Below are 18,603 nucleotides of genomic sequence, written 5' to 3'. Positions count from 1 at the left end.
TGCGGCAGAGCCCCCTCTTCACGAAGCGGCAGCACCCCCCCCTTAAAATGCGGCAGCCCCCCCGCCCCTGCGGCCCCGCGCCTCACGACTCGTCCACCACGGCGAAAAGCGACGGCACCGCCGGACAGGGGGCCAGCGTGTTCTGCACGATGTCCGACAGCCGGGTCTGATGCAGCCAGACATAGACATGCGCCGACAGCGACTGCCAGAGCCGGTTCGACAGCGACTGTGCCCGGCTCCCCGAGGCGCCGCCCGAGGCGCCCGCCCCCTTGTGCATCGCGTCCACCGTCTCGTCGACCGCCGCCAGCACGTCCACCACCCGGATCTCCGAGGTGGCGCGTGCCAGCCGGTAGCCACCGCCCGGGCCACGCACCGACTCCACCAGCCCGGCGCGGCGCAGCTTCACAAAAAGCTGCTCCAGATAGGGCAGCGAGATGTCCTGCCGCCGCGCGATGTCGCCCAGCGTCACCAGATCCCCCGGCGGCTGCAGCGCGATGTCCACCAGCGCCACCATCGCATAGCGTCCCTTGGTGCTCAGCTTCATGCCTTACCTCCTGCGCCGCCGCGCCAACCGATTGACCTTGTGCGGCCGATTGCCTATCTGCAATCGAGCCCGTTCCGCGTCAGAGCGGGACTTAGAACCGTTCTAAGGTGCCCAAGAGAATTCGTCAAGAATATCACGCACCCTGTCAGGAGCCCTTTCATCCCATGCCCGAGGTCATTTTTCCCGGACCCGAAGGTCGCCTTGAAGGCCGCTACCATCCGCAAAAGGACAATGACGCCCCCATCGCCATCGTGCTGCATCCGCATCCGCAGTTCGGCGGCACGATGAACAACAAGGTCGTCTATAACCTGCACTATGCGTTCTACAACATGGGCTTCACCGTGTTGCGGTTCAATTTCCGCGGCGTCGGACGCAGTCAGGGCGAATACGATCAGGGCATCGGCGAGCTGTCGGATGCCGCCTCTGCGCTTGATTACCTGCAGTCGATGAACAACAACTCCAAGCATTGCTGGGTGGCGGGGTTCTCGTTCGGTGCGTGGATCGGCATGCAGCTGCTGATGCGGCGGCCGGAAATCACCGGCTTCGTCTCGGTCAGCCCGCCTGCCAACATGTATGACTTTTCCTTCCTTGCGCCCTGCCCGTCTTCGGGGCTGATCATCAACGGCACCAGTGACCGAGTGGCCCCGCCCGCCGACACCGTGTCGCTGGTCAACAAGCTGAAGGAACAGCGCGGCATCACCATCACCCACGAGCAGATCGAAGGCTCGGATCACTTCTTCAAGGATCCGCACATGAAGCCGATGATCGACACGGTGACCGGCTATGTCAAACGGCGCCTGACCGAAAGCACCCGCTGACCGCCGGAGGGTCTCATGTCACTTGCCGAGGATCTGGCCGACAAGCTGGCCGAGGATACGTTCAAGATCATGCAGGCCAGCGGCGATGACCGCTTCTTCATGGAGGTGGCGGCGATCATCGGCGCCTCCTCCACCACGCTGGAAGAGGCGTTCCTGACCTCGATCCGCGTGCGCATGGCCGAACAGCGCGCCCGCGCCTTCCTGATGGAGCGGGTGACCCAGATGGAACGGGAGGCGGGGCTGTGACCCAGCGGATCGACGCGCAGATGGCCTTTCTGATGGAGGCGGGGCGGCTTTCGGCGGTCACCCGCGCCACCCGTACCGCCGATGGCGCGCGGTTCGAAAACTCCGCCGAACATTCGTGGCATCTGGCGCTGTTTGCGCTGGTGCTGGGCGAACACGCGCCCGAGGGCGTGCAGATCGACCGGGTGATCCGGATGCTGCTGCTGCATGATCTGGTGGAGATCGACGCGGGCGACGTGCCGGTCTTCGGCCATGTCGATGCCGCCGCCACCGCCGATGCCGAAGATGCGGCGGCCACCCGGCTGTTCGGCCTGCTGCCCGCCGATCAGGCTGCCAGCCTGCGCGCGCTCTGGGACGAGTTCGAGGCGAACGAGACCGTCGATGCGCGCTTTGCCAAATCGCTGGACCGCTTTCAGCCCCCCAACATGAACCTTGCCACAGAGGGCGGATCCTGGGTGGATTACGCGGTGACATGGCCGGTGTTCGAGGCCAAGATCGCCCCCCGCATCAGCCATGGCGCGCCGGTGCTCTGGGACTGGCTGGCGCCCAAGGTGCGCGGTTTTCTCGCCCGGCTTGCGGGCTGACGCCTAAAGCCGCTGCCGCAGATCGGCCTCGGCAAAATCGATCAGCGCGCGCAGCTTGCGCGGCAGCCGCGCGCCTTCCAGCCAGACCGCCGACAGCACATGGCCCGGCCCCTCGAACTCGGTCAGCACCGGCACAAGCTGGCCGGTGGCGATGGCCTCGTCCAGCACGAAATCCGGCACCTGCGTCAGCCCCGCCCCCGCCACCGCCAGATCGCGCGCCACCCGCGCGCTGTTGACGTGAAAGGCGCTGGTCACCGGCCAGTCGACCGGCTGGCCGTGGCGCTGGAACTGCCAGCGCGGCCCGCCCCGGCGGTTGCTGTCCAGTAGGAGCGTGTGCCGGTCCAGATCCTCCAGCCGCTCGGGCACGCCCTGCCGCGCCAGATAGGCAGGGGCCGCCACCACCCGGCTGCGGATATGGCCCAGCCGGTGCGCCACCAGCGCCGTGGCGGGTGGTGCCCCCACCCGGAAGGCAAGGTCGATCCCGTCCGAGGCAAGGTCGACAAAGGCATCGGTCAGCTGCAGGTCAATGGTCAGGCCCGGATGCGGCGCGGCAAAGCGGTGCAGCAGCCCGGCCAGATGCGCCTCTCCCAGCGTCACCGGCGCCGCGATCCGCAGCATGCCGGAAAAGCCGCGGCTTTCCTCGCTGACCGCACCCAGAAGCTCCTCCAGATCGTCCAGCAGCGCGGGCGCGCGGGCCAGCATCTGTTCTCCGGCGGGGGTCAGCCCGACGCGCCGCGTGGTGCGCTGCAGCAGCCGCACCCCCAGACGCGCCTCAAGCTCCGCCACATATTTCGAGGTGAGCCGGTTCGACACGCCCAGCCGTTCGGCAGCCGCGGTGAAGGATCCGGTCTGCGCCGTGGCGACAAAGGCCTTGAGCCCGGTCACAAGATCCATGCGCGCCTCATTCGGAACGAAATGGCGAAAGTCATTCCCGACAGTCGCCATTTCATTGGCAAATCACAAGCGCCATATCTCCAGAGACGGAGCGGATCCGCCACAGCCACAGGGAGACCGGCCATGCCCAGCAGCGACGCCCCCATCGAAATCGGTCGCGTGACGCTGACCGTGCGCGACCTTGCCGCCATGAGCACGTTTTATCAGGAGGTTCTGGGGCTGCACCCCATGGCGGGCGATGCCAGCCATGTCAGTCTGGGCGTGGGCGACCGGGTGCTGATCGCGTTGCGCGCCGATCCCGCCGCCCGCCGCGCCTCCCGCCGGGAAGCGGGGCTGTTTCACATCGCCTTTCTGCTGCCCACGCGGCACGATCTGGCGGCATGGCTGCGGCATGTGGCGGAACGCGGCATCCACTGGCAGGGCGCTTCTGACCATCTGGTGAGCGAGGCGATGTATCTCGCCGATCCCGAAGGCAATGGCATCGAGGTCTATGCGGACCGCCCCCGCGCCAGCTGGCGCTGGCAGGGGACGGAGATTGCGATGGACACGCAGCCGCTGGATCTGCAGGCGCTGGCGGCGCGTGCGCAGGCGCCGTGGCGTGGTGCGCCCGAGGGCAGCGTGATCGGCCATGTGCATCTGCAGACCGGCGCGCTGGAGGCGGCGCGGCAGTTCTATACCGAGGATCTGGGATTTGATCTGACCTGCACCTATCGCGGCGCGCTGTTCTTCGGCTCTGGCGGCTATCACCACCATCTGGCGACCAATATCTGGAACAGCTGGGGCGCCGGGCCGCGCGACCCCAAGGCGACAGGGATTGCCGAAATCGAACTGCGCCTTGGGGCGGAGGCGCCCGAGGCGCTGCGCGCCCGGATCGGCACCGATCTGGCCGATCCGTGGGGCATCCGGTACAGGCTGGCCGCCCAGCCCTAGCCGCGCGCCGCCGCCGCCAGCGCCAGCCCGTCGACCACCGCCGTAAACGCCTCTGCCCGGTGCTGCGTGGCGCCGGGACAGACCGTGCCCGCCTCCTCCGCCACCAGCGCCATCAGGCTGGAGCCGCCGACCAGCACGACCGAGGAGATCTGCGCAGGCGAGACCTGCGCCATCATCAGCGTGTGATACATCGCCATGCGCAGCGGCTCGCGCATCTGCACCAGCGCGGCGTTCAGCGTGCCGGGGGTGATGGGGGCGGCTAGGCCCGGTTCGATCAGCCCCATGGCGATCTGCGCCGCCTGCCCGCCATTGGCGTCGATCTTGCCCCGCTCCACCGCGAAGGCAAGGTCATGGCCCAGATGTTCCCTGATGACGCTGGCCAGACGGCGCAGCTTTTCCGGCTCCACCGCAAGGCGCAGCATCTCGGCGATGCTGCGTTCGGTGTCGCGGGTATACAGGAACGGGATCGTGGCCCATGTCGACAGTTCGACAAACAGCGCGTTGGGCAGGGGCAGCAGCCCCTCGCCAAACTCGCGGCGCAGCTCGCTGCCCAGACCCAGCAGCGGCATGGCATGGGTCATCGACACGGCATGGTCAAAATCGGTGCCGCCCAGCCGGATGCCGTGGCTGGCCAGAATTTCCGCCCCCGAGGGCGTGCTGCGAAAGACCGAAAAATCGGAGGTGCCACCGCCGATGTCGACGATCAGCCCCAGCCCCTCTGCGCCGCCATGGCTGGCCCGCGCGGCGGCTTCGGGTTCGAACAGGAAATCCACCTCGGCAAAGCCTGCGGCGTGATAACAGGCGCGCAGATCGGCCTCTGCCTGCGCGTCGCGCGCCTCGTCCTTGGTGTGGAAATGCACCGGACGGCCCGACAGAACCGCATCGAACCGGCCCCCGGCATCGGCTTCGGCGCGGGCCTTCATTTCGGCCAGAAATTCGGTGACGATCTCGGCGAGGCTGCGGCGCCTGCCACCGATCATCCGGCTTTCATGGAACAGCGCGGTGCCCAGCACCGATTTCAGCGCCCGCATGTAGCGCCCGTCCTCGCCCGCGATCAGCGCCTCCGCTGCGGCGGCACCGATGCGCATGGCAGAACGGTCCTCGGGAAAGAACACGGCGGTGGGCAGCGTGTCCGCGCCCGGTTCGATCATCAGGCGCCGGGGCCTGCCCTCCGCCACGATGGCCGCGGCGGAGTTCGAAGTGCCAAAGTCGATGGCAAGCGTGCGGGGGGTCATGACGGGATCCTCTGGCGGCGAGGCGCGTGGCTACACCCGAAGGGGCGCCCGCCGCAAGAGCCTTGTCCCGTCCGCCGCCTCAGGCTGCCGAACGGCCCCGCCGGCGACGCGCGCCGCCGGACTTTTCGCCGGTGAAGGCCGCAGGCGCCTTGGCGCCACCGCGCCGGCCTGCCCCCTGCCCCTGACCGCCCCGGCCATGGCCCTGACCGCCGCGCGGCCCGCGCGAGGGGCTGCTGGGGGCCACGGCCTTCGGCATCACGCCGCTGGCCACGGGGATGTCGATCTTCATCAGCTTCTGGATCTGGCGCAGCAGATCAACTTCTTCGGCGCAGCAGAAGGCGATCGCCTCGCCCTCGCGCCCGGCGCGCGCGGTGCGGCCGATGCGGTGGACATAGTTGTCGGGCACCTCGGGCAGGTCGAAATTGACCACATAGGCCACGCCCGGAATGTCGATGCCGCGCGCCGCCACGTCGGTGGCCACCAGCACGGTGATCTCGCCATCGCGGAAGGCCTTGATGGCGCGGTCGCGCTGGCCCTGGCTCTTGTTGCCGTGGATGGAGGCGGCGTTGAACCCGTCGGCCTTGAGGCCCTTCATCAGCCGTTCCGCGCCATGTTTGGTGCGGGCAAAGACCAGCGTCAGCGCGTCACGGTCGCGCGACAGGATTTCGCGCAGCTTGGTGGGCTTGTCGTTCTTGTCGACAAAATGCACCGACTGGGTGACCTTGTCGGCGGCCTTGCCCGGAGGCGCGACCTGCACCCGCTTCGGATCCTTGAGATAGGCGCGGCTCAGTTCTTCCATCTGCTTGGGCATGGTGGCCGAAAACAGCATGGTCTGGCGCGGCGTGCCAAGGCGCGGCGCGATCTTGCGCAGCGCATGGATGAAGCCGAGATCCAGCATCTGGTCGGCCTCGTCCAGCACCAGATGGGTGACGCTGCCCAGCAGCACCGCCTCGCGCTCCATCAGGTCGATGAGACGGCCCGGGGTGGCGACAAGGATGTCGGTGCCCTTCGACAGCACGCCGATCTGGCGGTTGATGGACTGGCCGCCCACCACGGTCGCGACGCGCAGATGGCCGCCCGTCGTCAGCACGCGCAGGCTGTCGGCGATCTGGTTCACCAGTTCGCGGGTGGGGGCAAGGATCAGCGCGCGGGCGGATTTCGGCGCGGGCTTGCCTTGGGCCGAAAGCAGGTGATGGATCAGCGGCAGGCCGAAGGCAAAGGTCTTGCCAGTGCCGGTCTGGGCCAGACCCAGCACGTCATGGCCCGCAAGCGCCAGCGGGATCGCCTGGCTCTGGATGGGGGTGGGTTCGGTCAGGGCGGCGCGGTTCAGCGCCTCGATCAGGGAGGCCGCGAGGCCAAGAGACTGAAATTCGGACAAGAGTGTTCCTTTGAACCGGCAAGACCCTGCGGCCCGCACCGGCGGAGGTCATGGACACGCGGGCACGAAGCCAGCCGTGGCGCACGAGGTGTGGCAGGACCTCGGATCAGACGGGCGTTTCCCGCGTGACTGGCCTTGCCTGCGAACCCCTGCGTGAATGGGAACCGGAGATGTCTGGGCGCCGCTATGCCCCTCGGGGCATGGCTTGCTCACGCGGCAGCGCGGCGCACCCCGTTCAAGTGGGGCATGGGCGGCACAATGTCAAGGAGAATGGCGCCGCAGCGCGGCGGAGGGGGTGGCGCGGCGCAGCAAGCGGGACGCGGGGGCGGAGAGGAGGCAGGGGGCGCTGCCCCCGTCCGCTGACGCGGACCCCCCGGGATATTTGGGGCCGCTGGAAGCGCAAGGCGCAGCGGCAGGAGGGGGGACGGCGGCGCCCGGTGCGCCGCCGTCCCGCAGGATCAGAAGTGGATGGCGCGGCCGTAGGCGTCGAGCACCGATTCGTGCATCATCTCGCTGAGCGTGGGATGCGGGAAGACGGTGTTCATCAGATCCTCTTCGGTGGTTTCCAGCTGGCGGCCCACCACATAGCCCTGGATAAGCTCGGTGACTTCGGCGCCGATCATATGCGCGCCCAGCAGCTCGCCGGTCTTGGCGTCGAAGATGGTTTTCACCATGCCTTCGGATTCCCCCAGCGCGATGGCCTTGCCATTGCCGATGAAGGGGAAGCGCCCGACCTTGATCTGATAGCCCTGTTCCTTGGCCTTGGCTTCGGTCAGGCCCACGGAGGCGATCTGCGGGTGGCAATAGGTGCAGCCCGCGATGCTGGACGGCTCCACCGCATGCGGATGGCCGCCCGCGATCAGTTCGGCCACCATCACGCCTTCATGGCTGGCCTTGTGCGCAAGCCACGGCGCGCCCGCGATGTCGCCGATGGCATAGATGCCTTCGACCCCGGTGCGGCAGTGGCGGTCGACCACCACATGGGTCTTTTCGACCTTCACGCCGAGCTTTTCGAGCCCCAGACCTTCGGTATTGCCGACGATGCCCACGGCGGAGATCACCGTGTCGAACTCCTCGGTCGTGGTCTTGCCGTTCTGTTCGATATGGGCGGTGACCTTGCCCTGCCCCCGGTCCAGCTTCTTGACCATGGTCTTTTCGCGGATGGTCATGCCCTGCTTTTCGAACTGCTTCTTGGCGAATTTCGAGATTTCCTCGTCTTCCACCGGCAGGATGCGGTCCATCACCTCGACCACGGTCGTGTCGGTGCCGAGCGTGTTGTAGAAGCTGGCGAATTCGATGCCGATGGCGCCCGAGCCGATGACCAGCAGCTTTTTCGGCATGCGCTTGGGGGTCAGGGCGTGCTTGTAGGTCCAGACCAGATCGCCATCCGCCTCCAGCCCCGGCAGTTCGCGGGCGCGGGCGCCGGTGGCGATGACGATGGATTTCGCCGAAAGCTCCTCGGTGCCCTTGTCGGTCTTGACCGTGACCTTGCCCTTGGCCGGGATCGAGGCTTCGCCCATGAAGGCGGTGACCTTGTTCTTCTTCAGCAGATGCGTGACGCCGGAATTGAGCTGCTTGGCCACGCCGCGCGAGCGTTTGACCACGGCATCAAGATCATAGCCGATCTTTTCGGCGGTCAGGCCGTATTCCTTGGCCCGCGCCATGTAATGGTAGATTTCCGAGGAGCGCAGCATCGCCTTGGTGGGAATGCAGCCCCAGTTGAGGCAGATGCCGCCCATATGCTCGCGTTCCACGCAGGCCACCTTGAGGCCAAGCTGGGCGCCACGGATGGCGGCCACGTAGCCGCCGGGTCCGGCGCCGATCACGATCATGTCGAAGTCTTGCGAAGCCATGGCTCTCTCCCGCCGTGTCAAAGTGGTTTGACGTTAAACCATCCTCCGCGCGGCTTCAACGCGTTGCGGCAGGGCGCGGGGCGGCGGAGGGAAAAAGACCCGGCCACGCAGGTGGCCGGGTCGGGATTCGCGCGGCGATCAGGCGGCTTCGGCCTGCAGGCGGCGCACCGTGGCGCCATAGCCGCCATCGCTGAGATAGCCGGATTCCGCCGCCGTGGAGGGGCGGGAGAGCGCGGCGTTGCGGGTGGGGAAGCGCCCGAACTTGCGGATCACCTCGCGATGCGCGCGGGCATGCAGCAGGTTGGAGGCGCCGGTCTGCGGCATCCGTTCCTTCATCAGGCGGATGCAGCGGTCCTGATCACAAAGGTTTTCCGAATGCATCAGCGGCAGGTAGAAGAACTGCCGCGCGGGCTCGTCGATCCGCAGATCCCAGCCGCGATGGATCGCCTGCTTGGCCGCGGCCAGCGCCACCCCGTCGGAGGCAAAGGCGCGCGCGCTGTCGCGGAACATGTTGCGGGGGAACTGGTCCAGCAGCACGACATAGGCCAGCGCGCCGGTGGGATGGGTCAGCCACAGGCCGAAGCGGCCCTCCATCGCCGCCTCCCATGTGGTCAGAAACCGGTCACGGACCGTGGCGTCCAGCGCCTCCTCTGCCACATACCATTTCGCCTCTCCCACCTCGTCGAGCCAGAACGAGAGGATCTCCTCGGGCGATTTCACGTTGTCCACCTGTCCGGGTCCTTTTTTGCAATGCCTGATGGTCGTCATGGAAAGTTTACAGTTTTCCAAGCCAACATCAGAAGTCACGTTTTCTGTCAATTGCGACAGAACCTGCGACGGACCCCGGCCAAGGCGCTACTGGCCGGGCTGCGCGCGGGTATTTTCGGCTTCGGCGGCGGCTTCGGCGGCTTCTGCGGCGGATTCCGCCGCCTCGATCGCCACTTCCTGCGCCACTTCCAGCGCAACCGGCGAACCGGTGGGCGCCACCGGCGTATAGCTGCTGGTTTCTTCCACCGAAGGGGCCGCGCGGCGGGTCATCCGCCAGCCCGCATAGGCGGTCAGCCCCAGCATCAGCACGGCGATCAGCACGAAATAGCCGCCCGGGCCCATCAGTTCCATCATGTAGCCGGTGATGATCGGGCCCGCGATGGCGCCGCAGCCGTTGATGAACAGCAGCCCCGCCGAGGCGGAGGCCATGTTTTCGGACTTCAGGAAGTCGTTGGTATGGGCAATGATCAGCGAATAGAGCGGGTTGGAGGCGCCGCCGATCAGGAAGGCCGCCGCCAGCAGGACCGGGAAATTGCCGCCCGCCGTGACCGCGACCACCGCCGCGATCCCGCCCACCGCCGCCACCATGGCGACCAGCTGGCGGCGGTCCATGCGGTCCGACAGCCAGCCCAGCGGATATTGTGTGATGAGCGCGCCCACATAGAAGCTGGCGACGAAGATCGAGATCTCGCCCAGCCGCAGCCCGGCTTCGGAGCCATAGACCGCCGCCATGCCGAACTGCGCCGAGAACACGCCGCCCAGCAGGAACATGCCGGTGACGCCCAGCGGCGAGACGCGGTAAAGCTCGCGCAGGCTCATGGGTTTGGTGCTGTCAAAGGCCGGTGTCGGCGAGATCGACAGCAGAATCGGCGCGAAGGCGATGGACACCAGCACCGAGGGAATCACGAACAGCAGAAAGCCCGAGGGGTCGGGGATCAGCAGGATCGCCTGCGCCGAGATGATGCCGACCATCTGCACGATCATGTAGGCCGACAGCGCCTGCCCCCGGTTCTCGTTGGTCGAGGCGTTGTTGAGCCAGCTTTCGGCGGTGACATAGACTCCGCAGAAGCAGAAGCCGATGATCATGCGTTCGACCATCCAGACCGCCGGATGCGGAAAGGCGGGATAAAGGATCAGCACCGCCGAGATGAACGAGCCCAGCGCGGCGAAGACCCGCACATGGCCGACGCGGCGGATCATCCCCGGCGTCATGCGCGACGCGACAAGGAAGCCCGCGAAATAGCCCGACATGACCAGCGACATGGACAGGGCGGAAAAGCCCGCCTGCCCGCCCCGGACCCCCAGCAGGGAGCCCTGCAGACCGTTGCCGACCATGAGCAGCATGATGCCCAGAAGCAGGGCCCAGGAGTTTCTCAGAACCTCGCGCATGTCTGTCTCCGTTTGCAAGCGGGCCGCAGGTTTCCCCGAATCCGGGGCTGTCCGCCCTCAGGCCTGCCTGTGCCCGCGCCCCGGCGCAACCCCGAACTGCCCGCAATAGCAGCATCGTGCAAAGCGGGCGCGGCAGCGGCGCGGGCGGGACGGAGCGCAGGGCGGGGAAAAGCCAGCGCGCGTCGCATCTTGGCCGTTTTGCCCTCCGGCGGCGCTGCGGATCCGCCGCGTGGTGCTGTCAGGGGATCAGCAGCGAGGCATCGCCATAGGAAAAGAAGCGATACCGTTCCGCCAGCGCATGGGCATAGACCCGGTCGATCCGCGCCTTGCCCATGAAGGCCGCCACCAGCATCATCAGCGTGGATTTGGGCAGGTGGAAATTGGTCATCAGCGCGTCGGCGGCGCGGAAGGTGAAGCCGGGATAGATGAAGATGTCGGTGACGCCCTGCCATGGCACGACCTGCCCGCTGTCGCGCGCCGCCGTCTCGATCAGGCGCAGCGCGGTGGTGCCTACCGGGATCACCCGCCCGCCCGCCGCCTTGGTCGCGGCGATCTCGGCGGCGGCCGGCGCCGTGACCTCGCCCCATTCGCCATGCATGCGGTGGGTGGTCACGTCCTCGACCTTGACCGGCAGGAAGGTGCCTGCCCCCACATGCAGCGTCACATGGGTGAAGCTCACGCCGTGCGCCTCCAGCGCCGCAAGCAGGGGCGCGTCGAAATGCAGGCTGGCGGTCGGCGCGGCCACGGCGCCGGAATGCCGGGCCCAGACGGTCTGGTAATCGGTCTTGTCCTGCTCGTCGGCGGGGCGTTTGGCGGCGATATAGGGCGGCAGCGGCATCGCCCCGGCCCGCGCCAGCGCCGCGTCGAAATCCTCGCCCGTCAGGTTGAAGCGGAACAGGCCCTGCCCGTCCTCGCGCCCCGCCAGCGTGGCGGACAGCTCGTCCGACAGCACCACCGTCTCGCCCTCGCGCAGCTTTTTCAGCGGCTTGACCAGTGCGGCCCAAAGCCCGCCGGGGCGCGGCTCCAGCAGGGTCAGTTCGATCTGCGCCGCCGTGTCGCCCTGCGCGCCATGGCGGTGCCGCAGCCCCGACAGCCGCGCGGGAATCACCCGCGTGTCGTTCAGCACCAGCCGGTCGCCGGGGCGCAGCCAGTCGGGCAGGTCGCGCACCACGGCATCGGTGAGGCACGCGCCTTCCGCCACCAGCAGGCGCGCGGCGCTGCGCGGGCTGGCCGGGCGCGTGGCGATCAGATCCTCCGGCAGCGGAAAGTCGAAATCCGAAAGCAGCATCGCGGTCAGTTCCCTTGGTCTATCGTGGGGGGCGGGCGGCGGAAGATGTCACGGAACATGCCGGGGGTGAAGACCGAAAGCGGGTTCACGCTGACCTGCGGCTGGGTCATGGCGCCGCGCAGGTTGAAATTGAACCCGATCAGCCCCTCGCCCTTGCGGGCAAAGACCCGCCCGAGCCCGTTCAGGATATAGATCGGCGACAGCACCCCCTGCAGATCCATCATGCCGGTGCCCAGATTGGCATAGCCGTCCATCGAGATGCCCATGGACGGGCCCACCGCACTTGCCCGTGTCAGGGTGATAAGGTCGGGGGTCATGCGGAACCGCGCCTCCACCTCGTTGAAGAAGATCCCCGGCCCGTTCAGCTGGTCGAGGATGCCGACGATGCTCAGCCCGTCCAGCAGCGCCACCGCCACGTTGTTCTTCTGCAGCCGCGCGCCTTCGATGCGCAGAAGCCCGTCATAGGTGCCCGCCTGCCCCGTCACCGGCACCAGCGTCATGTCGAAAAGACCGTCCTGCACGTTCTGGAAAATCCCCGCGCCTTTCAGCACATCGCCCGCGTCGCGGCTGCGGATCCGAAACGCGCTGGCGCCGTTGCGCGGCACCACATCGCCGCTGATGGGGGCCCGCCCGCCGACACGCCCGGTAAAGCTGCCGGTCAGCCCGCCCGACGTGTCAAAGCTGCCCTGAAACCCCTCCACCGCGATGTTGTCCGTCACCTGCAGCCGGTCCACCGCCACCTCGACCGGGCCGCCCGCCGCGCCGCCACCGCCCCCGCCCGCGCCAAGCGGGGCGCGGCGCATGTCCAGCAGCGCGCCGCGCAGCGCCACGGCGGGCACGGCATTGCGGCCCCGCCCGGTCAGCACCGCACCGCCCTGCAGCCAGTCGCCCGCCTGCAGCACCGGCAGCGACAGCCGGTCAAAGCTGCCATCGGCGTTCAGCGTGACCGAGCCTTCGGCGCGCAGCCCCGCCGCCTGCAGCGCCAGCCGGTCCACCGTCACCGGCGCGCCCAGACGGCCCGCCACCTCCAGCGTGCCGGTGCCGCCTTCGGACAGCCGCCAGCCGATCTGCGGCAGCGCCACCCCCAGCCCCGCCAGATCGGAGCGCAGCGCAAAACTTGGCACCTCGCCCGGGGGCAGGTCGATGCCCACCCGGCCCACGCCCTGCCCCGAAAAGGTGCCCGCAGGCAGGCCGATCCCCAGCGCGCGGGCCACCGCATCGGACAGCACCACATCGCCTTCGACCCGGCCCGCCATCCCCGGCGCCAGCGGCTGCGTCCATGTGCCGGTGAAGGGCACGCCGGACAGATCGGCGCTGCCGGTGATCGCCACCTGCGTGTCATCCACCGCCACATCCAGCCGCTCGGCCTGCAGCACCCGGCCGGGCACGATCTGGTCGCTTTGCACATCGCGCAGCACGGCGGTGGCGCGGACCGTCACCGCCTCCCGCGGGACATGCGGCTCCAGCGGCAGCACCACCTGCCCGGTGATCTCGGCACTGCCCGATCCCAGCGTGACGGGCTTGTTGGCCTTGGTCAGGATCTCCAGCGGCGGCTGGTCAAGATAGGACAGCGCCGCCACCAGCGGGCCGCGGGCCACCACATTGACCTCGCCGACATTGGGCCGCTCGCGCAGGTCGGGGATGACAAAGCTTGATCCCGACGCGTCGATCTCGCCGCCTTCGGGCGGGATCAGGCGGCCCCTGTCCACCGTGGCGGAAAGACGGTTCTGATAGAAACTGACCTGCCCTTCGGCCTCCATCAGCCGCGGCAGCGAGGGCGAATAGCTCAGCTCCACGCCTTCGATGCGCATGTCCAGATAGGGCTCCAGCGTGCCGCCCGGCTCCAGCCGCAGCGACACCAGCGCGTCGCGCAGCCGCCCGGCATGGATGTTCTCGGCCACCCATCTGCGCGTGGGCGGCAGGGCGCTGGCAGGCCAGACCGCAAGGATCTGCTCGGGTGTGGCGCTGTCGAGCCGGGCATCCACCGCCAGCCGCCAGCCGCCCTGCTCTGCGGCCAGCACGCCGCTGGCGCGCAGCGGCAGCGCGGCATCAGCGATGCGCAGACGGCCCAGTTCAAAGCGGAAAGGCGCAAAGCTCAGCCGCCAGTCCAGTTCCGCCCCCGCCAGTTTCAGCGGCGTGGCAAAGACCCCCGCCGGATCCGCTTCCAGCCGGGAGATGCGGAACTGCCCCACCATTTCCTGCGGCATGCCGCGGCGGATGTCGCCCAGCACCGCGCGGCCATCGGTGACCAGCGTGCCGAACCGGCTGGTGACCGAGATCTCGTCGAACTGCAGCGTGGCGGTGGCCGGATCATAGGAGAAATAGCTGCGCGCGCCCTCGAACCGGATCGGGCGGGTTTCGGGGCGCGGCTGCAGCACGCCCTTGCCGATCTGCAGCGTGGCGCTGAGCGCCCCCAGCGCGCCGTCCGCCGCCATCTCGCCGCGCAGCGCGCCAGAGATCGGCGCGCGCAGCCCGTTCAGCCATGCCAGCGCCGGGCTCTGGCTGGCGATGTCCTGCGCCGCGAGCCCTTCAAGGTTCATGCCGAACCGCGCGCTGGTCTGCCCGATCAGGCTGTCGGCATTCAGCGCCAGCGTCGCCGCCACATCGCCCTGCCCCAGCAGCGCCACATCCCCCGACAGCCGCAGCGACCCCGCGTCGCGGGTCAGTTGCAGCCGCCCGCCATCCGCCGTCCAGCCGCGCCCGGCCCGCGCATCCTCATACCGGATGGTCAGCGCCTCGGCGGCCACCAAGGACAGCCCCGCCAGCCGCGGATCGGCGGCAAGCTGATCCAGCTGCGCGATGATGGTGGGCAGATCGGGCGCGGGCGTGTCGGCGGCGAAGACATCCCCCAGCGCCAGCCCGATGCGGCCTTCCTCGTCGCGGCGCATGGTCAGCATGGCGCCGGTCAGCCGCACCTCGCGCAGCTCATACTGGCCCAGCAGCAGCCGCGTCGGCGCCAGCCCCACCTCCAGATCGGACAGCACCGCGATCTGCGCGCCGGTCGGGCTGCGCACCGCCACATCGCTCAGCGCGATGCGGGTCAGCCCCTCGCCCTGCAGCTGCAGGCGCAGATCGCCGAAATCAACCTGAAAGCCGGGCAGCGCCACGGCCAGCCGCGACTCGATCTGGTCGCGCAGCCAGACGGGCGCCGACATCGTGCGCCCCATCGCATACCACAGCATCCCCGTGGCCAGCGCCACCAGCAGCACGACCCCCAGCAGGCAGCCTTTCATCAGACGCCAGTGCCAGCGGCGGCGCGGGCTAAGTTTTACAGGAGAAGGGTGGTCCGTCACTGGAAATGCCGTCTTTCGCGGTTACACTTGCTCCCATCCGTTCTAGCCCATAGGCCGGAACTTGCGACCCAAGTGTTGGAGCTTCCCATGTCCGAGATCACGTCCGAATTGGCCCCCGATTTCACCCTGCCAGCCACGGGGGGCGAGACGGTCACGCTGTCCGCGCTGCGCCCTGCGCCGGTGGTGCTGTTTTTTTATCCGCGCGACGACACCTCGGGCTGCACCGTGGAAAATCAGGATTTCACCCGCCTGCTGCCCGAGTTTGATGCCGCCGGTATCCGGGTGTTTGGCATCTCTGCCGACAGTCTGGAAAGCCACGAAAAATTCATGCGCAAGAAGGCGCTGACCGTGCCGCTGCTGTCCGACGAAGGCGCCACGGCCTGCGCCGCCTATGGCGTGTGGAAAGAGAAAAGCATGTATGGCAAGACCTTCATGGGGATCGAACGCTCCACCTTCCTGATCGACGGCGAGGGGCGCATCGCGCAGGCATGGCGCAAGGTGAAGGTGCCCGGCCATGCCGAGGCGGTGCTGGAGGCGGCAAAAGCCCTATGACCAGCCTTGCAGAGATGGCGGTGGACGTTCTGACCACCGCCGATGGCCGCGAAAAGACCGCCAAGTCGCGCGCCCATGCCGCCGCGTGGTTCGCCGCGCGCGCGGCGGGCACGCCGCTGCCGGTGGGGCAGGCCACGCCGCCGCTGCGCCCGGCCCGCCCCGAGGCGCCAGCCCTGCTGGACCCGCGCGAGGTGCCCAAGCGCAAGCCCGGCAGCCCGCAGGGCCGCATCGCCCTGCTGCATGCGGTGGCGCATATCGAACTCAACGCCGTGGATCTGCACTGGGACATTCTTGCGCGCTTTACCCATGTGCCGTTTCCGCCCGGATTCTATGACGACTGGGTGAAAGCCGCCGACGAGGAAAGCAAGCATTTCAACCTGATGTGCGACTGTCTTGAGGCGGAGGGCAGCTTTTACGGCGCCCTGCCCGCCCATGCCGGGATGTGGCGCGCCGCCGAAGACACCGCTGAGGATCTGATGGGCCGCCTTGCCGTGGTGCCCATGGTGCTGGAAGCGCGCGGGCTCGACGTGACGCCGGGCATGATCGAACATTTCCGCAAGGCGGGCAACAGCGGCGCCGTTGCCGCGCTGGAAACCATCTATGCCGAAGAGGTGGGCCATGTCGCCTATGGCTCCAAATGGTTCCATTTTCTCTGCGGCAGGCACGATCTGGATCCGCGCGACGTGTTCCACAAACTGGTGCGCACCTATTTCCACGGCAACCTGAAGCCGCCTTTCAATGACGAGAAGCGCGCCGAGGCGGGGCTGCCCCTGGATTTCTACTGGCCGCTGGTCGAGTCGGCGGACGCCTGAGCAGACATCATGTTTCTGTCATAAATGCGTGATTTCGGCGGATTCTCGCCGCCTAGGCGCGGATCTGCCGTCACTTCCGCGCCACAGGTCCAAAATTCTTGCGTAATGCCCTCTGTCTGATACTGCCCTTTTCCCAAGGTGCCGGAGTTTTTGGGGAACCGAGCACCGAAGGTAGGGACGGAACAAGGGACAGACAGGTGCGAACGCGGCTCGCGATACGACTCCATGCAATCATGGAGCGCTTCTTTCCGGAACGTCGGCTCTTTCTTAGATCGGACTCCGACACTCGTTTCATCCGCCTGAGGCCGGGCACACAGGCTCTGGCCTTTGCGGGAGGAGGCCTTCTTGTCTCCTGGACCATCATCGCCACCGCGATCCTGCTGATGGACAGCATCAGCGCCGGGAATTTCCGCGAACAGGCGCGGCGCGATCAGGTGACCTACCAGCAGCGTCTCAACGAAATCTCCCGCGAACGCGACCGCCGCGCCGCGGAAGCGCTGGCGGCGCAGGAGCGGTTCAACACCGCGCTGACGCAGGTGTCGGAAATGCAGTCGCAGCTTCTGGACAGCGAAACCCGCCGCCGCGAACTGGAAACCGGGATCGACGTGATCCAGACCACGCTGCGCACCGCGATGAAACAGCGCGAGGATGCCGCAGGCCGCGTCGCAGCGCTTGAGGCGGAAACGCAGGACGGCACCGCCACCGCCGCCGAAGCCGACGGCACCATGGACCTTCTGTCCGAGGCGCTGGCCCGCACCGCGCAGGAGCGCGATCAGGTGGTGGCCGACGCGCAGGACGCGCTGGTGCGCGCCGACCAGATGGCCACCGACCTCAAGCTGATGGAAGAAAAGAACGACCTGATCTTCCGCCAGCTTGAAGAGGCGATGACCGTCTCGGTCAAGCCGCTGGACAAGATGTTCACCTCCGCAGGCATGGATCCCGACCGCATCATTTCCGAAGTGCGTAAGGGCTATACCGGTCAGGGCGGCCCGCTGACCCCGCTGACCTTCTCGACCCGGGGCGAGGAACCTTCTGCCGATACCGAACGCGCCAACCGCATTCTGGGGCAGATGGACCGGCTCAACCTCTATCGCATCGCCGCTGAAAAGGCGCCCTTCGCCGTGCCGCTGAAAGATGCGTTCCGCTTCACCTCGGGCTTTGGCCGCCGCTGGGGCCGCATGCACGAAGGCACCGATTTTGCCGCTCCGCACGGCACCTCGATCTATTCCACCGCTGATGGCGTGGTCACTTTCGCGGGCTGGATGTCCGGATATGGCCGTCTGGTGAAGATCCAGCACGAGTTCGGCATCGAGACTCGCTATGCCCATATGTCCAAAATCACCGTGAAGGTGGGGGAAAGGGTCTCGCGCGGGCAGCAGGTTGGTGCTATGGGGAATACAGGACGCTCGACGGGCACCCATCTCCATTACGAGGTTCGTGTCGGCGGTGAAGCTGTCAATCCCATGATCTACATCAAGGCTGCAAACGATGTTTTCTAAGAGCAAGATCAACGAGCCCGGACCCAAGACCGAGGACAGCTCGGTCAAGACCGCGACGCCGGATCTGCCGCCGCGCTCCGGGTCCGATTTCAAGCCGTCCGCACCCAAGCCGAAGCCGGCAGCCTCGGTCCTGTCCAGCGATCTGCACATCACCGGCAACCTCAAGACCACCGGCGACATTCAGGTCGAAGGCACGGTAGAGGGCGACATCCGCGCCCATCTGCTGACCGTGGGCGAAACCGCCACCATCAAGGGCGAGGTCATCGCCGATGACGTGGTGGTCAATGGCCGCATCGTGGGCCGGGTGCGCGGGCTGAAGGTCCGCCTGACCGCCACCGCGCGCGTCGAAGGCGACATCATCCACAAGACCATCGCGATCGAATCCGGCGCCCATTTCGAAGGCTCCGTGCAGCGCGCCGACGATCCGCTGTCCAGCAAGGGCAAAGGTGGTGCAGCACCCGCAGGCGCGCCTGCCGCAGCCCCGTCGGATCCTGCCGCCTGAGGGCAGCCCGCCACAGACCAG

General features: G+C 67.6%; 17 protein-coding genes. 8 read left to right on the top strand and 9 right to left on the bottom strand.

The genetic code is table 11. The annotated features are described in order from the left end of the window. Positions 1–82: 82 nt before the first annotated feature. On the bottom strand, positions 83–544 hold the full coding sequence (iscR, locus tag BLR51_RS19060; protein WP_089849955.1) for a Fe-S cluster assembly transcriptional regulator IscR: 462 nt from the start codon (positions 542–544) through the stop codon (positions 83–85). Positions 545–708: 164 nt separating this feature from the next. On the opposite strand from iscR, the gene BLR51_RS19055 reads away from it, so the two are divergent. Genes BLR51_RS19055 through BLR51_RS19045 form a run of 3 tightly spaced genes read left to right on the top strand, consistent with a single transcriptional unit; the run spans position 709 to position 2,189 of the window. Then, positions 709–1,362: an alpha/beta hydrolase gene (locus BLR51_RS19055; protein WP_089849953.1), complete on the top strand. Its 654-nt coding sequence runs from the start codon at positions 709–711 to the stop codon at positions 1,360–1,362. A gap of 15 nt (positions 1,363–1,377) precedes the next feature. Then, the gene (locus BLR51_RS19050) at positions 1,378–1,608 is read left to right on the top strand and encodes a hypothetical protein (RefSeq protein ID WP_089849951.1); all 231 of its coding nucleotides are present in this window, start codon (positions 1,378–1,380) and stop codon (positions 1,606–1,608) included. Beyond that, the gene (locus BLR51_RS19045; RefSeq protein ID WP_230796847.1) at positions 1,605–2,189 is read left to right on the top strand and encodes an HD domain-containing protein; all 585 of its coding nucleotides are present in this window, start codon (positions 1,605–1,607) and stop codon (positions 2,187–2,189) included. Before BLR51_RS19050 ends, BLR51_RS19045 begins: the two co-directional genes overlap by 4 nt. 3 nt (positions 2,190–2,192) lie before the next feature. On the opposite strand, the gene BLR51_RS19040 is transcribed toward BLR51_RS19045, so the two are convergent. Then, positions 2,193–3,083, bottom strand: coding sequence for a LysR family transcriptional regulator (locus BLR51_RS19040; protein WP_089849949.1), 891 nt, complete (start codon positions 3,081–3,083; stop codon positions 2,193–2,195). Positions 3,084–3,206: 123 nt separating this feature from the next. On the opposite strand from BLR51_RS19040, the gene BLR51_RS19035 reads away from it, so the two are divergent. Beyond that, positions 3,207–4,013, top strand: a complete 807-nt coding sequence (locus tag BLR51_RS19035; RefSeq protein WP_089849947.1) for a VOC family protein — start codon at positions 3,207–3,209, stop codon at positions 4,011–4,013. On the opposite strand, the gene BLR51_RS19030 is transcribed toward BLR51_RS19035, so the two are convergent. From BLR51_RS19030 to BLR51_RS19000, 7 genes are all read right to left on the bottom strand, one after another. Beyond that, entirely contained in the window at positions 4,010–5,248 is a 1,239-nt protein-coding gene (locus BLR51_RS19030) for an Hsp70 family protein (protein WP_089849945.1), read from the bottom strand. The two genes, BLR51_RS19035 and BLR51_RS19030, sit on opposite strands and share 4 nt — an antisense overlap. A gap of 79 nt (positions 5,249–5,327) precedes the next feature. Further along, entirely contained in the window at positions 5,328–6,626 is a 1,299-nt protein-coding gene (locus BLR51_RS19025; protein ID WP_089849942.1) for a DEAD/DEAH box helicase, read from the bottom strand. 458 nt (positions 6,627–7,084) lie between these two features. Next, positions 7,085–8,479 (bottom strand): dihydrolipoyl dehydrogenase, encoded by a 1,395-nt coding sequence (gene lpdA / locus BLR51_RS19020; protein ID WP_089849939.1) that lies wholly within the window; start codon positions 8,477–8,479, stop codon positions 7,085–7,087. A gap of 138 nt (positions 8,480–8,617) precedes the next feature. Further along, positions 8,618–9,199, bottom strand: coding sequence for a DUF924 family protein (locus BLR51_RS19015; protein ID WP_089850003.1), 582 nt, complete (start codon positions 9,197–9,199; stop codon positions 8,618–8,620). Positions 9,200–9,334: 135 nt separating this feature from the next. After that, positions 9,335–10,636: an MFS transporter gene (locus BLR51_RS19010; RefSeq protein ID WP_089849937.1), complete on the bottom strand. Its 1,302-nt coding sequence runs from the start codon at positions 10,634–10,636 to the stop codon at positions 9,335–9,337. Between the two features lie 238 nt (positions 10,637–10,874). After that, on the bottom strand, positions 10,875–11,924 hold the full coding sequence (gene queA, locus BLR51_RS19005; RefSeq protein ID WP_089849935.1) for a tRNA preQ1(34) S-adenosylmethionine ribosyltransferase-isomerase QueA: 1,050 nt from the start codon (positions 11,922–11,924) through the stop codon (positions 10,875–10,877). A gap of 5 nt (positions 11,925–11,929) precedes the next feature. Next, on the bottom strand, positions 11,930–15,157 hold the full coding sequence (locus BLR51_RS19000) for a YhdP family protein (protein ID WP_089849933.1): 3,228 nt from the start codon (positions 15,155–15,157) through the stop codon (positions 11,930–11,932). 147 nt (positions 15,158–15,304) lie between these two features. On the opposite strand from BLR51_RS19000, the gene BLR51_RS18995 reads away from it, so the two are divergent. The 4 genes from BLR51_RS18995 (at position 15,305) to BLR51_RS18980 (ending at position 18,582) form a co-directional block, all read left to right on the top strand. Further along, entirely contained in the window at positions 15,305–15,769 is a 465-nt protein-coding gene (locus BLR51_RS18995; protein ID WP_089849931.1) for a peroxiredoxin, read from the top strand. Further along, positions 15,766–16,581, top strand: a complete 816-nt coding sequence (locus BLR51_RS18990) for a ferritin-like domain-containing protein (protein WP_089849929.1) — start codon at positions 15,766–15,768, stop codon at positions 16,579–16,581. Before BLR51_RS18995 ends, BLR51_RS18990 begins: the two co-directional genes overlap by 4 nt. 197 nt (positions 16,582–16,778) lie before the next feature. After that, positions 16,779–18,080 carry a M23 family metallopeptidase gene (locus tag BLR51_RS18985; RefSeq protein WP_089849927.1) on the top strand — a complete coding sequence of 434 codons (1,302 nt, stop codon included), beginning with the start codon at positions 16,779–16,781 and terminating at the stop codon, positions 18,078–18,080. Beyond that, the gene (locus tag BLR51_RS18980; protein WP_089849925.1) at positions 18,070–18,582 is read left to right on the top strand and encodes a bactofilin family protein; all 513 of its coding nucleotides are present in this window, start codon (positions 18,070–18,072) and stop codon (positions 18,580–18,582) included. The genes BLR51_RS18985 and BLR51_RS18980 overlap by 11 nt, the downstream gene beginning before the upstream one ends. The last annotated feature ends 21 nt before the right edge of the window (positions 18,583–18,603 follow it).

The sequence above is a fragment of the Salipiger marinus genome, from assembly GCF_900100085.1.
Classification (GTDB): domain Bacteria; phylum Pseudomonadota; class Alphaproteobacteria; order Rhodobacterales; family Rhodobacteraceae; genus Salipiger; species Salipiger marinus.
The sequence above is the reverse complement of the archived record's forward strand: the minus strand, read 5'-3'. Positions and strand labels throughout refer to the sequence as shown.